This is a genomic window from Thiomicrospira pelophila DSM 1534, assembly GCF_000711195.1.
In the GTDB taxonomy this organism is placed as follows: Bacteria; Pseudomonadota; Gammaproteobacteria; order Thiomicrospirales; family Thiomicrospiraceae; genus Thiomicrospira; species Thiomicrospira pelophila.
On record NZ_JOMR01000001.1, the window covers coordinates 1,901,742 to 1,916,217 of the forward strand.

General features: G+C 45.3%; 15 protein-coding genes. 3 read left to right on the plus strand and 12 right to left on the minus strand.

Annotated features, from left to right (window positions below):
* The first annotated feature begins 13 nt into the window (after positions 1–13).
* The gene (locus N746_RS0109150; protein ID WP_029935961.1) at positions 14–436 is read left to right on the plus strand and encodes a DciA family protein; all 423 of its coding nucleotides are present in this window, start codon (positions 14–16) and stop codon (positions 434–436) included.
* A gap of 15 nt (positions 437–451) precedes the next feature.
* Here N746_RS0109150 and lpxC read toward each other — a convergent pair whose 3' ends face one another.
* From lpxC to N746_RS0109210, 12 genes are all read right to left on the minus strand, one after another.
* Positions 452–1,363: a UDP-3-O-acyl-N-acetylglucosamine deacetylase gene (lpxC, locus tag N746_RS0109155; RefSeq protein ID WP_029935962.1), complete on the minus strand. Its 912-nt coding sequence runs from the start codon at positions 1,361–1,363 to the stop codon at positions 452–454.
* Positions 1,364–1,409: 46 nt separating this feature from the next.
* A complete protein-coding gene (gene ftsA, locus N746_RS0109160) occupies positions 1,410–2,657 on the minus strand; it encodes a cell division protein FtsA (protein ID WP_029935963.1) in 1,248 nt (415 codons plus the stop codon).
* A gap of 21 nt (positions 2,658–2,678) precedes the next feature.
* Positions 2,679–3,383, minus strand: coding sequence for a cell division protein FtsQ/DivIB (locus N746_RS0109165; RefSeq protein ID WP_029935964.1), 705 nt, complete (start codon positions 3,381–3,383; stop codon positions 2,679–2,681).
* An 11-nt stretch (positions 3,384–3,394) separates the two neighbouring features.
* Positions 3,395–4,303 (minus strand): D-alanine--D-alanine ligase, encoded by a 909-nt coding sequence (locus N746_RS0109170; protein WP_051678610.1) that lies wholly within the window; start codon positions 4,301–4,303, stop codon positions 3,395–3,397.
* Positions 4,300–5,691, minus strand: a complete 1,392-nt coding sequence (gene murC / locus N746_RS0109175; RefSeq protein ID WP_029935966.1) for a UDP-N-acetylmuramate--L-alanine ligase — start codon at positions 5,689–5,691, stop codon at positions 4,300–4,302. Before murC ends, N746_RS0109170 begins: the two co-directional genes overlap by 4 nt.
* Positions 5,692–5,894: 203 nt before the next feature.
* Positions 5,895–6,230: a hypothetical protein gene (locus N746_RS0109180; RefSeq protein WP_029935967.1), complete on the minus strand. Its 336-nt coding sequence runs from the start codon at positions 6,228–6,230 to the stop codon at positions 5,895–5,897.
* Positions 6,231–6,256: 26 nt separating this feature from the next.
* Complete coding sequence (locus N746_RS0109185) at positions 6,257–7,474, minus strand: aminotransferase class V-fold PLP-dependent enzyme (protein WP_029935968.1); 1,218 nt, start codon at positions 7,472–7,474, stop codon at positions 6,257–6,259.
* Positions 7,475–7,561: 87 nt separating this feature from the next.
* A complete protein-coding gene (gene sufD, locus N746_RS0109190; RefSeq protein ID WP_029935969.1) occupies positions 7,562–8,893 on the minus strand; it encodes a Fe-S cluster assembly protein SufD in 1,332 nt (443 codons plus the stop codon).
* Positions 8,859–9,617 carry a Fe-S cluster assembly ATPase SufC gene (gene sufC, locus N746_RS0109195; RefSeq protein WP_029935970.1) on the minus strand — a complete coding sequence of 253 codons (759 nt, stop codon included), beginning with the start codon at positions 9,615–9,617 and terminating at the stop codon, positions 8,859–8,861. Before sufC ends, sufD begins: the two co-directional genes overlap by 35 nt.
* A 96-nt stretch (positions 9,618–9,713) precedes the next feature.
* Complete coding sequence (gene sufB / locus N746_RS0109200; protein WP_029935971.1) at positions 9,714–11,204, minus strand: Fe-S cluster assembly protein SufB; 1,491 nt, start codon at positions 11,202–11,204, stop codon at positions 9,714–9,716.
* A 57-nt stretch (positions 11,205–11,261) separates the two neighbouring features.
* Positions 11,262–11,951 carry a hypothetical protein gene (locus N746_RS0109205; protein WP_156018326.1) on the minus strand — a complete coding sequence of 230 codons (690 nt, stop codon included), beginning with the start codon at positions 11,949–11,951 and terminating at the stop codon, positions 11,262–11,264.
* Entirely contained in the window at positions 11,939–12,880 is a 942-nt protein-coding gene (locus tag N746_RS0109210) for a zinc ABC transporter substrate-binding protein (protein ID WP_029935973.1), read from the minus strand. Before N746_RS0109210 ends, N746_RS0109205 begins: the two co-directional genes overlap by 13 nt.
* A 30-nt stretch (positions 12,881–12,910) precedes the next feature.
* Between N746_RS0109210 and N746_RS0109215 the strand changes: the two genes are divergently transcribed.
* The gene (locus tag N746_RS0109215; RefSeq protein WP_051678612.1) at positions 12,911–13,672 is read left to right on the plus strand and encodes an ATP-binding cassette domain-containing protein; all 762 of its coding nucleotides are present in this window, start codon (positions 12,911–12,913) and stop codon (positions 13,670–13,672) included.
* A 6-nt stretch (positions 13,673–13,678) separates the two neighbouring features.
* Positions 13,679–14,470, plus strand: coding sequence for a metal ABC transporter permease (locus tag N746_RS0109220; RefSeq protein WP_029935975.1), 792 nt, complete (start codon positions 13,679–13,681; stop codon positions 14,468–14,470).
* Positions 14,471–14,476: the final 6 nt, after the last annotated feature.

Consider the following 14,476-nt stretch of genomic DNA (forward strand, 5'->3'; position numbering starts at 1 on the left):
CTTATTACACAGCATGAAACACCTACTAAAAGAACCCAGTTTAACCAAGCTTTTTCAACAGGCCGAACTTTATCAAGCATTACTTGAACTGGGCCAATCGGCTTTACCTGATAACCTAGCAGCGCATTTGGTAGGCGTGTCTATTGAACAGCAAACATTAATTTGTTTAGTAGATGGCGCAAACTGGGCGAGTAAATTGCGTTTTTTTGAGCAGTCATTATTACATCATTACGACCAGAACCTACCTCACCTGAAACTTAATCAAATTCATTTTAAGATCATGGTTGATTCCAACGAGCAGGTGCGGATTAAAAGATCCGCGAATCGACCCGATGCCGAGGCGGCTGAACAAATGAAAAAGCTCAGTAAAAATCTTTCTCCTAATCTGGCGGAAGCGTTAACCAAACTGAGTCAACGCGCCGAACCTCATGAATGAGGTAGATAAATAAGCTTAAAGCAAGACTTTGCTGCTGCTAAAATCGATTGGCAATGGGTCGGAATCGCCCAAAGATACTAATTCAAACGCATCTGGCTGACTAAATAATTCGCGTAACAATTGATTATTTAGAGCATGACCTGACTTGTGTGCTGTAAATTCGCCAATTATGGCATGCCCAGCCATAAACAAATCTCCAACCGCATCCAAGATTTTATGGCGTACAAACTCATCTTTATTGCGCAGACCTTCTTTATTCATAACACCGGTATCATCTAAACCGATCGCGTTCTCTAAGCTAGCACCTAACGCCAACTGACGTGAGCGTAACATTTCCATATCACTCATAAAACCAAAAGTGCGCGCACGACTAACTTCTTTAAAGTAAGAAGTGGATGAGAAGTCCAAGCTCATGTTTTCAGCCGTTTGTTTAAACGCAGGATGGTCAAATCGAATTGAAAAATTCAACCGGTAACCTTCGTAAGGCTTAAACTCTGCCCATCCGCCGAGTTCATTTTCAACTCGTACTGGCTTTTTGATACGAACATAACATTTATCGACATCTTGAAATTCAATGCCAGCGGACTGCAATAAGAAAATAAAATGTGAAGCACTACCATCCATAATCGGCACTTCATCAGCATTTAAATCAATGTATAGATTATCCATACCAACCCCCGCCAAAGCGGACATTAAATGTTCAATCGTCGCAATTTTCGCACCCTGGCTTAGAATGGTCGTGCATAGCATGGTTTCACCCACAATATCTGGTGAAACTTTAAACTCCACAACCGGGTCTAAATCAATACGGCGAAATACAATACCTGTATCAACAGGAGCTGGTCTTAGGGTCATGATGGCTTCATGCCCGGTATGTAATCCAACGCCTTTGGCCTTAATTGGATTAGCAATCGTTCTTTGCTTCACGCTCTTTCTCTATCTTATTAAATTCTATTTATCCACAACGGACACATTAAAAACTATTCGAAAACCAATTTTTCATGCGTGTTAATAACGCTTTTTCATCGTTAAAGTTGTAACTGCTACCACTTACTTCCGAACTAACGGGCAAATGATCACGAGCATACATTAATAAACCTACTGTGGTCGCATAACTAGGACTATTGACTTCCTCTGTTAAACCCGTGATGCCATGCGGCAAACCTAAACGCACAGGCATATTAAACACTTCTTCGGCTAATTCAACCGCGCCTTCGACCATCGAGCTGCCACCAGTTAACACCACGCCCGCTGCAATCATTTCTTCAAACCCAGATCGACGTAATTCAGCTTGAACTAACTGAAATAATTCTTCATAACGGGGTTCTACCACTTCCACTAGGGTGCGGCGAGATAAACAACGAGCTGGTCGATCACCGACACTAGGCACTTCGATCTCCTCATCCTTAGCAATCAACTGAGGTAAAGCACAGGCATACTTGCGTTTAATTTCTTCTGCCGCAGGTGTGGGCGTGCGTAATGCTACCGCAATATCGTTAGTAACCTGGTCACCTGCCACGGCAATCACAGACGAATGTCGAATCGCACCTTGATAGAACACGGCAATATCGGTTGTGCCACCACCGATGTCGACTAAACATACACCTAGTTCTTTTTCATCTTCAGACAAAACGGCTTCGCTGGATGCCAACTGTTCTAAAATAATGTCTTCAACTTTCAAGCCACAACGCTGTACGCATTTCGTAATATTTTGTGCCGAACTGACTGATCCGGTAACCATGTGAACTTTGGCCTCCAAACGTACGCCAGACATGCCTATCGGTTCACGAATACCATCCTGATTATCAATAATGTACTCTTGTGGCAGAATATGTAGCACTTTCTGATCACCTGGGATCGCTTGGGTACGGGCGGCATCAATAACGCGTTGAATGTCTTCCTCGGTAACTTCTTGATTACGGATTGCGACCATGCCATTGGAGTTAAAGCTTTTAATATGGCTACCCGCAATACCGACATACACGCTTTGAGCCTGGTAACCGGACATACGCTCAGCTTCATCAATCGCACGTTGAATAGATTCAACGGTCGAGTCAATATTGACGACCACCCCTTTTTTAAGGCCTTTAGAAGGATGGGTTCCCATCCCCAGAATCTCAATACCGCCATCGGCTTTTACTTTGCCGACAATGGCCGCAATTTTCGAAGTACCAATATCCAACCCAACAATAATATTTGAAGCCAGTTTTTTACGCGCCATAGTCTTCCAGTCTTCTCTACTTTAAAGCATTTGTGACGAAGGTGAGGACACCTTTACCGCCACGCCGTTGCTGTATCTCAAATCAAAGCTTTGTGCAGATTCTACCAGTTTTTTTGAAAGCATAGGATAAGCCTTTACAAAACGTGGCAACTTGGTGGCCCAATTAGCAGAATCCACAATTAATTCTTGACCAGAGTCAAACTTTAGTCGGAATACACCATCCACCTGTTGGGACAAACTCACTACCTGCCAATTGAGGGCCGCTAATTTTTCTTCAAAAGTCTCTAAAACAGCTAATAAGGCGGGCGCTTGTAGCCGATCACCTTGCAAATGAATGAGGTGTTCAAAACCCTGCTGTGAAACCGGACGGAAAATCTCACCATCCTGACTAATCAAATCTTTATCACCCCAGCGAGCAATCGGATTATGTTCGTCAATGCTGATTTCCAAATAACCCGGCCAGCTGCGTTTGATAGTGGCATTTTCAATCCAATTAACCTGCTCCAACGAATGTTTAAGTTCAGTTAAATCGACCTCCCAAAAAGACTGGGACAAATAAGGAACCAAGGCTTCATCCACATCATCAAAACGGACATGTTGTAAGGAATCGACAATGCTATAAGAAAGATAATCTACTCCGCGAGACTGAGAAAGCAACGAAAAAGCCAGCGCACTTAACGCGAGCATAATGGCTGCAATACTTACGCCCCACTTGAGTTTTCGCAAAGTCCATCCCTCTAGTTTAATGAAGTTTTCAAAATCTCAACGACCAGCTCTTCAAAGCTTAAGCCCATCACTTTGGCGGCTTTTGGCACTAGACTGTGATCGGTCATGCCCGGTGCCGTGTTTAACTCAATCAACCAGGCCTGGTGGTTATCATCCACCAGTAAATCCATGCGCCCCCAGCCTTTCGCGCCGATAACATCAAAACCTCGAAGTACGAGCTGATCGATTTGAGCCTGAAGATCTTGGCTAAGCTCACAAGGACAAATATATTGAGTGTCGTTAGACTGATACTTGGCCGAATAATCATAAAAATCATGAGTTGTTTTTAACTCAATAGTCGGCAGAACACGCCCATTCAAAACCCCGACGGTAAATTCCCGACCAGTCACCCATTGTTCGATTAATACTTCGCTATCATATTCTTGCGCAAACTCTACCGCTTGCTGCAATTCCTCTAAGCTGTATACCTTGCGCATACCAATACTGGAACCTTCATGACAAGGCTTCACAATTAATGGAAAGGTTAAGCTAAAGTTTTCCAAGTCCAATGGCTGAAATTGGCTAACCTGAACAAAATCAGGAGTCGACAGGCCCGCACCACGCCACAACCACTTTGTTCGCAACTTATCCATTGCCAAAGCCGACGCCGCCATTTGACTACCGGTAAACGGCATACCCAATGACTGCAAAATTGCTTGAACCTGGCCATCCTCACCCCAGCGACCATGTAAAGCAATAAAAGCGCGATCATAAGTTTGACTGATTTCAACTAATTGTTCGAGTCGAGTCACATCTAAACCATACGCATCTATTCCAGCACTCTTTAGTGCTTGGGTTATGGCTTGACCGCTACGCAAAGAAACGTCTCGTTCAGCCGCTATGCCGCCCATTAAAACAGCTACTCGACCAAACGAACTCATAACACACCTTCCTGTTCTTGCCATTGTTTCGCCCAGGCACCAATATCGCCTGCACCCATCATTAACACCACATCATTCGGTTGTAATAATTCGGACGCGAGGCTTTGTAATTCATCAAATCCATCCACCAACACCAAGTTTTGAGCACCGCGCAAACGCATAGCTTGGATCAAGGCTTTAGAATCAAACGCGGTTAAAGGCGTTTCGCCAGCCGCATACACCTGAGTTAGAATCACTAAATCAGCGTGCATTAAAGCGTGTACAAATTCTTCAAATAAATCACGAGTTCGACTGTATCTATGCGGCTGAAACACCAACACTAAACGCTGATCAGGAAAGGCCGCTCTCGCGGTAGATAAAGTGGCATTTAGTTCGGTTGGGTGATGGCCATAGTCATCCACTAGGGTTACATCATGATCACCAATTAGCCGATTCGGATAAACCTCGAATCGACGACCAACTCCAGCAAATGCCATCAAAGCTTCGTTGATGGCGCAAGGTTTGACCCCCAACTCCAACGCAACTGTAATGGCGGCCAGAGCATTTTGAACATTATGTCGACCCGGGATATTTAAAGTAACACTGAACTCTGATCCATCTTTTAAACGCACACCAAACTGGCTTTGTAGACCGTGTGTTTGTACATTTACTGCGCGAACATCGGCCTGTTCATCAAATCCATAGGTACGAGTTTTACGCAGGACATCTGGAAGCAACTTTTTAATATTCTCATCATCCAGACACAACACGGCCAAACCATAAAACGGCAAACGGTTTATAAATTCATTATAAGTACTAACTAGACGTGAAAAATCACCTTGGTAGGTTTCCATGTGATCCATGTCGATATTGGTTATCACGGACATCATTGGGGTCAAATGTAGAAAAGAAGCATCCGACTCGTCCGCTTCGGCTACTAAATAACGCCCAGAGCCCAAACGCGCATTGGTGCCCACTTGGTTCAGTTTACCGCCAATAACAAAAGTGGGATCCAAACCGCCATGGGTTAAAATCGCGGCGGTTAAGCTAGTAGTCGTTGTTTTACCATGAGTACCCGCAATCGCAATGCCAAATCGCATACGCATCAATTCAGCCAGCATTTCAGCACGAGGAATCACCGGAATACGTTCTGCCTTAGCCCAAACAACCTCCGGATTATCCGCACGAATCGCACTCGACACCACCAGCACATCGGCCGTCTTCATTAATTCAGGATCGTGCCCAACTTGAACTCGGGCACCTAGACTTTCTAAACGGGTTACAGTCTGATTACGTTTGACGTCAGACCCTGATACTTGGAAGTCGAGATTTAGACAAACTTCGGCAATCCCGGCCATGCCGACACCACCGATGCCAACAAAGTGGATTTGTTTTACTTGTTCTTTCATTAAAGCCCTACAAATTCAAAGAGTTCCAATCTAATTTGTGCCGAGTCATTACCCAATAAACACCCAATTCTGGAACACAAAAACTTTGCTTATGATAGCAAAAATGGCTTCAACTAATCGAATAATTCTTTTTGAGAATGCGTTTTTTTAAGTTTTTTGGCTCTAGGTGTCATTTTTTATAACGCTAATACACTAGTTAGGCTTCAATTTAATAAAACCGGGGTGGTTTCTGATTCCAATTCAACTTCCTCTCCAGGCGCGGCCACAGGTTGTGGAATCACCCAATAATACTGAGCTAAAACTGCGGCTAATTCCGAAGGCTGATGCAAAGGATCGGTAATTTCAACGGAACCGCCCGAACCAGTTTGCAAGCTGCCCGCTTGGGTTGCCGCTTCGGCCAAAGCTAAAACTTCCTCACGCCCTTCCCCCTCAATAATCCGAGCCTCCGGATTCCACCAAAGTACTTTAGCTTCTCGACCCGTTGCACCTGGTAGAGGCATGAGTTCTAATTTAATCCAATCTAACGGTGCTTTTGACATGTATCAAACCCTTTTATTAAGTGGGCTTAGCGTAACATATCCAACGCTTCATGCACAGAATCGACCAGACGATCAATATCTTCGTGTGTGTTATAAACACCGAATGAAGCTCTCACCGTAGCCGGTACATTAAATTTTTGCATCACAGGCATTGCACAATGATGACTAGCACGAACTGCAACACCATCTTGATCCAACAAAGTGGCCAAATCATGCGGATGCGCGCCATCAATCACAAACGACACCACCGCGCCTTTGTTTTTAGCCGTACCAATAATGCGTAAGCCTTCAATTTCAGTTAAACGCTTAGTAGCATAATGCAGCAAATCATCTTCAATTTTCGCAATTTGTTCAAACCCTAACGCCTGAATAAACTTAATTGCCGCACCCAAACCTATCACACCCGCGATATTAGGCGTACCGGCTTCAAATTTATATGGCAGTTCGTTGTATTCAGTTTTATCAAAAGTGACCGAATAAATCATGTCACCACCACCTTGATAAGGCGGCATAGCTTCCAGCAAATCTTGCTTAGCAACTAAACCGCCAATGCCAGTTGGCGCGTACATTTTATGACCTGAAAAGACAAAGAAGTCACAATCCAAAGCTTGGACATCCACTGCCATATGCGAAATAGACTGTGCCCCATCCACCAGAACCTTGATATCAGATTGGTGTGCCAATTTAACAATCTCAGCAATCGGGTTAATACTGCCGAGCGCATTCGACATGTGCGTAACAGCAATCAATTTTGTACGCGAGGTTATCAAGCCAGTTAAGTCATCTAACGATAATTCGCCCTGGTCATTAATCGGCCATTTAATGATCTTAATATTCAACTGATCACGCAACATTTGCCAAGGTACCAGATTAGAATGATGTTCCATTTCAGACACAATCACTTCGTCGCCCGCACATAGATTCGTGCGCCCCCAACTTTGCGCAACTAAATTGATCGCTTCGGTCGCGCCCCTAACAAAGATAACCTCTTTATAAGAACGCGCATTAAGCAAATGCCTAACTTGCTCTCTCACCCCTTCAAAGGCTTCCGTTCCGCGTTCACTTAACCCGTAAACGCCACGATGCACATTGGCGTTTTGCTCACGATAATAACGATTAATAGCGTCAATCACGCTTACCGGTTTTTGGCTGGTTGATGCGTTGTCCAAGTAGACCAAAGGATGGCCTTTTTCAGATAAAGACAAGATTGGAAATTGCGCTTTAAGCGCGGCCTGATCAAACATACTCACCTTTTGAAAGTTGTTAAATCATCACCCATGCAAAAATTCCACAGCAGGAACTTAGGGTGATGAAGACGGATCGATAGGAACTTAAGCGTTTAGCTTATGCATCAACTTATCAGCTAACCAATGACGGACTGGCGTTGAAGTAATTGATTCAAGCGGCTCAAGTAAAAAGGCTTGCGTGACTAAGCGGCGCGCATCCTCTGCATTAATACCGCGAGCGCGCAGATAAAAAATCTGCTCTTCACTGATTTGACCTGAAGCCGAACCATGCGAACATTTAACATCGTCGGCATAAATCTCCAGCTGTGGCTTGCTATCAACCTTGGCTTTATCAGACAATAACAAGTTCTTGTTATCCATCTGTCCATCGGTTTTTTGAGCCGCGCGTGCGACCTTAATCATGCCGTTAAACACCCCAACCGCCTCATCGTCTAATACGAGCTTATGCAATTGACGGCTTGTACCCCACCAGGCCTGGTGCTCGGTATGGGTTCGGGTATCCATAATTTGCTGACCGCTTGCAAAACATGCACTGCTCTGCTCTGATTCAATATGCTCTTCTGCCATACGCAATACATTTTGATGACGAGAAATGCTCGACCCCAAGCTAATATAATGCGTACGAAATACCGAGTTTTTAGCTTGGTCTACAAACTGTAAACCAAAATACATTGCCGACGGATTAAGCGACTGCAATACGACTTGGTTTAACTGCGCTTTTTCAGCAACATTGATTTCCGTAACAACATTATCGAACGCATTCAATTTATTATTTAAACTGACATGTTGCTGAAGCAAGCTCAATTGCGCGCCATGCGCAAGCGTGACACGGTTACGCACGGTATTAGCATGTTCATTCTGCGTTTGCACATAGGTACATAAAATTGGGCGTTCAACCAAACAATGTGGTTCGAGTTGAATCACCACACCGTCATCAAACAACATTGAATTTAAGGTGCCAAACGCTTCCTTTTCAATCCCCATTTCATGTGATAAAAACGCGGTATAACCCTGCTTGAAATCCAATGCATCTTTGACCGATTCAATACTCAAGCCGGCTGGCAATTCACTTAAATCATCTGAAAAGCGTTCACTAAAGTAACCGTCCACAAACACCAAATGCATGACATCAAACGGCGGTAAAAAGGCCTTAATGTCGGCTTCAGAAATCTGCGCAACACCACTACGCTGATAATGCGTCTGTAAAAATCCATTCAGCGGCGTGTACTTCCAGTCTTCATCCCGACGGGTTGGAAAGCCTTGTTCAGCAAAGTGTTCACTAGCTTGTTGACGAAACGCCACCAAAGCCGCATCCGACTCAGACGCCATTAACGTCTCAGCCTGCTGCTGATAAAAACTCATAGCGCTTTGCGCGACAGGACTATGCTTCTTGATAGGCTTGGATAAGGTGGTCATACCCCTTCTCCTCTAATTCTTGTGCTAACTCAAAACCGCCCGACTTAATAATTTGGCCGTTATACAATACGTGCACATGGTCGGGTTTAATATAATCCAACAACCGTTGGTAATGGGTAACGATTAAAAAACTACGATCCGGCGAACGCAAGTTATTCACGCCTTCTGCCACAATCCGCAAAGCATCGATGTCCAAACCGGAGTCGGTTTCATCCATAATACAAAGCTTCGGCTCCAACATCGCCATTTGAAAAATATCGTTGCGTTTCTTTTCGCCACCCGAAAAGCCCACATTCACTGAACGTTCTAGCATTACCGGCGACATTTCCAATTTTTTCATTTTTTCAGCGGCCAACTGTTCAAAGTCAAACATGTCTAATGCTGGTTGACCTTTGGCTTCACGCACCGCATTAACCGCGGTTTGCATAAACAGTTTATTAGATACCCCCGGAATTTCGACCGGATACTGAAACGCCAAAAACACACCTTTACGAGCACGTTCTTCCGCGTCCATTTCAAGCAAATCTTCGCCGTCGTATTCGACGTTACCGTCGGTCACTTCGTATTCTTCGCGACCAGCCAAAACGCTCGACAAAGTACTTTTGCCTGAGCCATTTGGCCCCATAATGGCATGGACTTCGCCTGGATTCAGTTGCAAATTAATGCCCTTCAAAATCGATTTTTCTTCGACCTGGGCGTGTAGATTATTAATGTTTAATAACATAGTCTTCGTCTTTGCTTTTGCGTTAAAAATTGGATTGTATTTGTTCAGCGGGCTGGTTTAAATCTCGACAAAACAACCGACTGAACTGAATTAAACTTAACCGACCGAGCCTTCCAAGCTAATGGCCAACAGCTCTTCCGCTTCTTGCGCGAACTCGAGAGGCAGCTCTTTAAACACCTCTTTACAGAAGCCGTTTACGATCATGGAAATCGCATCTTGCTCACTAATCCCGCGCTGCTGACAGTAAAACAACTGATCTTCACCAATACGTGATGTGGTCGCTTCATGCTCTACTTGGGCAGTTGGGTTTTCCACCTCAATATAAGGGAAAGTATGCGCGCCACATTGATCGCCAATTAGCATCGAGTCACACTGGGTAAAGTTTCGCGCGCCCTCGGCAGACGGTAGAATCTTAACCAAACCACGATAGGTGTTATCACTGCGCCCAGCCGACAGGCCTTTTGAAATAATGGTACTGCTGGTGTTTTTACCGATATGAATCATCTTGGTGCCAGTATCGGCCTGTTGGCGGCGGTTGGTTAAAGCCACCGAATAAAACTCACCAATCGAGTTGTCGCCTTTCAAGATGCAACTTGGGTACTTCCAAGTAATCGCCGAACCGGTTTCAGCCTGTGTCCAAGACAACTTAGCATTGCGACCTTCGCAAATTCCACGCTTGGTCACAAAGTTCAGAATCCCGCCTTGACAGTCATCATCACCTGGGTACCAGTTTTGCACGGTGGAATATTTCACTTCGGCATCCTCATGCACAATCACTTCGACCACGGCCGCATGCAACTGATAGGTATCACGTACTGGTGCAGAACAACCTTCCAGGTAACTTACATAACTGCCTTTATCGGCAATTAAAATCGTACGCTCAAACTGACCGGTTTTGGCTTCGTTAATGCGGAAATAGGTCGATAAATCAATTGGACAACGCACCCCCGGCGGCACATATACAAACGTACCATCCGAGGCAACCGCTGAGTTTAAAGCGGCGAAAAAGTTATCGTGATGCGGCACCACCGTGCCAATATATTGCTGAACCAACTCCGGATAGTCATGCACCGCTTCCGAGAAGGAGCAAAAGATAATGCCAAGTTTGGCCAAATCATCACGTTTGGTGGTCGAAATGGAAACTGAATCAAAAATCGCATCAACTGCAATATTGGCTTCACCATCATCATTAATCGGTACACCGAGCGAAGCAAAGGCTTTTGCTACTTCGGGATCAATCTGATTCGCTTGCGTATGATCTTTACCATCGAGCGATTTATCGCAGGATTCCGAACAGCTGCCGCATTCAGGCGCTGAGTAATAACTATAGTCTTGATAATCAATCGGCTCGTACTCAGCTTTCGCCCAATGCGGTTCTACCATCGTCTGCCAATGCTTAAAGGCTTTAAGACGGAAATCCAACATCCATTGCGGTTCATTCTTTTTTGCTGAAATCGCACGCACGACGGATTCGTTTAAACCTTTTGCAAAGGTTTCTACGGCCGTTGCTGTAAAAAAACCTTCTTTATAGTGTTGGTTTTTTTGCAAAATATCATTGATTTCTTGGTATTGAGTGGTCTGCGTCATCGAAAATTCACTTGTTAAAACAATTCTTACTATTTTAGTTGGTTATTCATTAAAAGTCTAGCCTACAGGCGCATGACAAGCTTGCAACCAAGTGTTTAAATCATCCTGACTTACACCTCGGCCCAGAATACGAATATGCCCTATCTGATTTACATCCTTGTCGGCGGCAAACGTATCCCAGCGCACAAACGTGCCTTCGAGTGCAACCGGGTTCACATATTCTTGCGTATCCAACACCGCTTGCACCCGCCAAAACTCAACCCCTAGATTTTGTTTCGCCGTGTCCAACACAAACATTAAATGCTCCAACACGACTTTAGGCAGTACAAACTCAAAGCTTTGCAACTCAGGCCAATCGGGGCGAACCGCCGTCCTTGGTGCGGATAACAAACTGTTAACTCGCGACTCAGCCAGGTTTTCATAAAGACAAGTAGCAAAGGGTTTACTCGGTGCAATCTGCTTCAGCTGAGCTAACCACCAGGCCTGGTGGTCGAGCGAGACCTCTTGCCAAAACATGAATACAATCGCATCCCCTGCATTAATAAGCTGACCAAGTGCCGCGTCATCTTCAACCGGACTGCGTGCATCAATCACCACCCAGGCCCGCTCAGAATCAGATACATCAAACACCAGGCCTGGCGCTTCTCTTAAACTTAATGTCTTATTGGACTGTAAAGCCTTTAACAGGCGAGTTTTCCCCGCGCCCGGCCAACCCAGCAAACAAACAGGAGATTTCACTGAAAGCATGCGCTAAAGTCGCTCACTAACTGATCATAAAAAGCTTCATAAGGCTCAAGCTTCGCTTCAAATCCAAGCGGATCAAGCGTGCCGATCGACACATCTAAGCCTTGCACCACTGGCGTTAAACGTGAATCTGGAAACTGCGGCTCCTTAAAAATACACTTCACCTGTCGATGACGAATCAACTCACGCAAGTCTTGCACCGCGCGCATACTGGGCGGCACTTCCGGATTGACATGAATCGACCCTAAAGCCTGCAAACCAAAACTTTGCTCAAAATATTGATAGGCATCATGCATCACCACAAAACCTTGGTCTTGATAAGGCTCAAGCTTTAACAACCAGACCTGGTGGGCTTCACTTAAACTGGCCAAGGTTGCTTTTTCACGCGCCACAATCGCCCCCAACTGCATAGGTTGCAAGGCCTGAAACTGCTGACTAAATTCTTTAATTAATAAGCGGGCATTTTGATAACTTAACCAAATATGGCCATCGGTACGCGCCGCTTGCATTGGCTTGTCGGCAACTTCATGCGTGGCATGATTATGATCGTGCTCATGTGCGTGATCGTCATCTAACTCTTGCCAAAGCCCACCATCACGCTTAGGCAGCACTAGCAAATCGGGCAGCTGACGCATCACCACTTGGGTGCCATCATAATGACGCAACGCGCGCTCTAACCAAGCATCAATTCCAGTACCGACCGACACCACAATATCCGCTTTTTGGATTTGACGCATATGACTGGGTTTGAGCTGAAAGCCATGCGGAGATGCCCCCGGACTTAACAATACATGCAATTTATCGTCTTCATCCAGCAAAGGCATGACCATCCCGGCTAAAGGCGGAATCGACACCACCACATTCAAAGCCTGTACTTGGCTGGTTGCCAACAAAGTCAGACTCAATATAAAAATCCGTATCGCGCTTCGCATTTGCTTGCGTCTCCCTGTAAAATAGCCACTATGAACTCAACTCAACCTAGCGCCACGGCCAACCCACAATCTGATTTATTAATTAGCGCACACCAAATTCGACACCGCTTTGGTGAGAATCCTGTGTTGCAAGATATCGACTTTCAAATTTACCGAAACCAAATCATTACCTTAATTGGCCCCAATGGCGCGGGAAAGTCTACTTTAGTTAAAATCCTGCTCAAGATTTTGCAACCCACCCAAGGCCAAGTTACTCATCACCAAGATTTGGTGATTGGCTTTATGCCGCAAAAAATTCAAATTGACCCGACCCTGCCCTTAACCGTTAAACGCTTTTTACAACTGGGCTTAAAAAAGGCAGAACATAATACCACACAGATCGAAATCATCGCACAAGAACTCCAGATAGCCAGCCACCTAAACCAAGCCGTGCAATCCTTATCGGGCGGCGAAATGCAACGCGTTTTATTAGCACGAGCGCTGATTCGCAACCCCGATTTATTAGTGCTAGACGAGCCGGTTCAGGGCATAGATTTACAAAGCCAAAGTCAGATATATCAACTCATTCATGAGCAACAACAAAAACGCCAATGCGGCGTATTAATGATCAGCCACGACCTGCACTTGGTGATGAAACACACCGATGAAGTGATTTGCCTAAACCAACACGTATGCTGTTCAGGTACCGTACAAAGTCTGCGCGACCACCCAAGTTTTATTGCTCAGTTTGGAACGGATTTGCCCGAGCACGCACTTTATCAACATCACCACGACCACTGCAAACACGGATAACACGCTATGACACTTGACCCATTTATGCTTTATGCGCTTAGCGCCGGTTTGCTAGCGGCTTGGCTGGCTGCCCCCTTGGGTGTGTTTGTGGTCTGGCAGCGTCAAGCCTATTTTGGTGAAACCTTAGCGCATTCGGCTTTATTAGGCATTGGCCTTGGGTTGATTCTACAAATCCATTTAACCCTCGCGATCCTCATCACCTCGTTTATTATTGTGATTAGCTTGCACCAACTGCGTCAAAGCGCCTTGTTAGCCACCGACACCTTATTAGGCATACTTGCACACGGCAGTTTAGCGCTCGGCTTGGTGGTGATTAGCCTACAAGGCAATATCCAGCTCGACATTATGGGCTATTTATTCGGTGACATTCTAAGTGTGCACCATGAAGACTTATACTGGATGCTCGGACTGGGGATGTTGCTGTTGGTGTTTTTTTACCGCAACTGGCACGACTTGCTCAACCTCACCCTCAACACCGAACTGGCACAAGTCGAAGGCGTAAAAGTCAAAGCCCTGCAATTGCAAATGACCTTATTGCTCGCCTTGGTGATTGCCGTCGCGATGAAAATTGTTGGCATTCTACTCATCACCTCGTTACTCATTCTCCCGGCCGCCACCGCGCGTCGTTTAGCCAAAACACCTGAACAAATGCTGGGGTACACCTTTTTAACCGCCAGCTTCAGTGTCGTCACCGGTTTAATCCTATCCTACTACCTAGACCTACCATCCGGCCCAGCCATTGTGGTCAGTGCGACGGGATTATTCCTGTTGCTACTACTTAAACCCAAAAAAACCTAAGCAAAC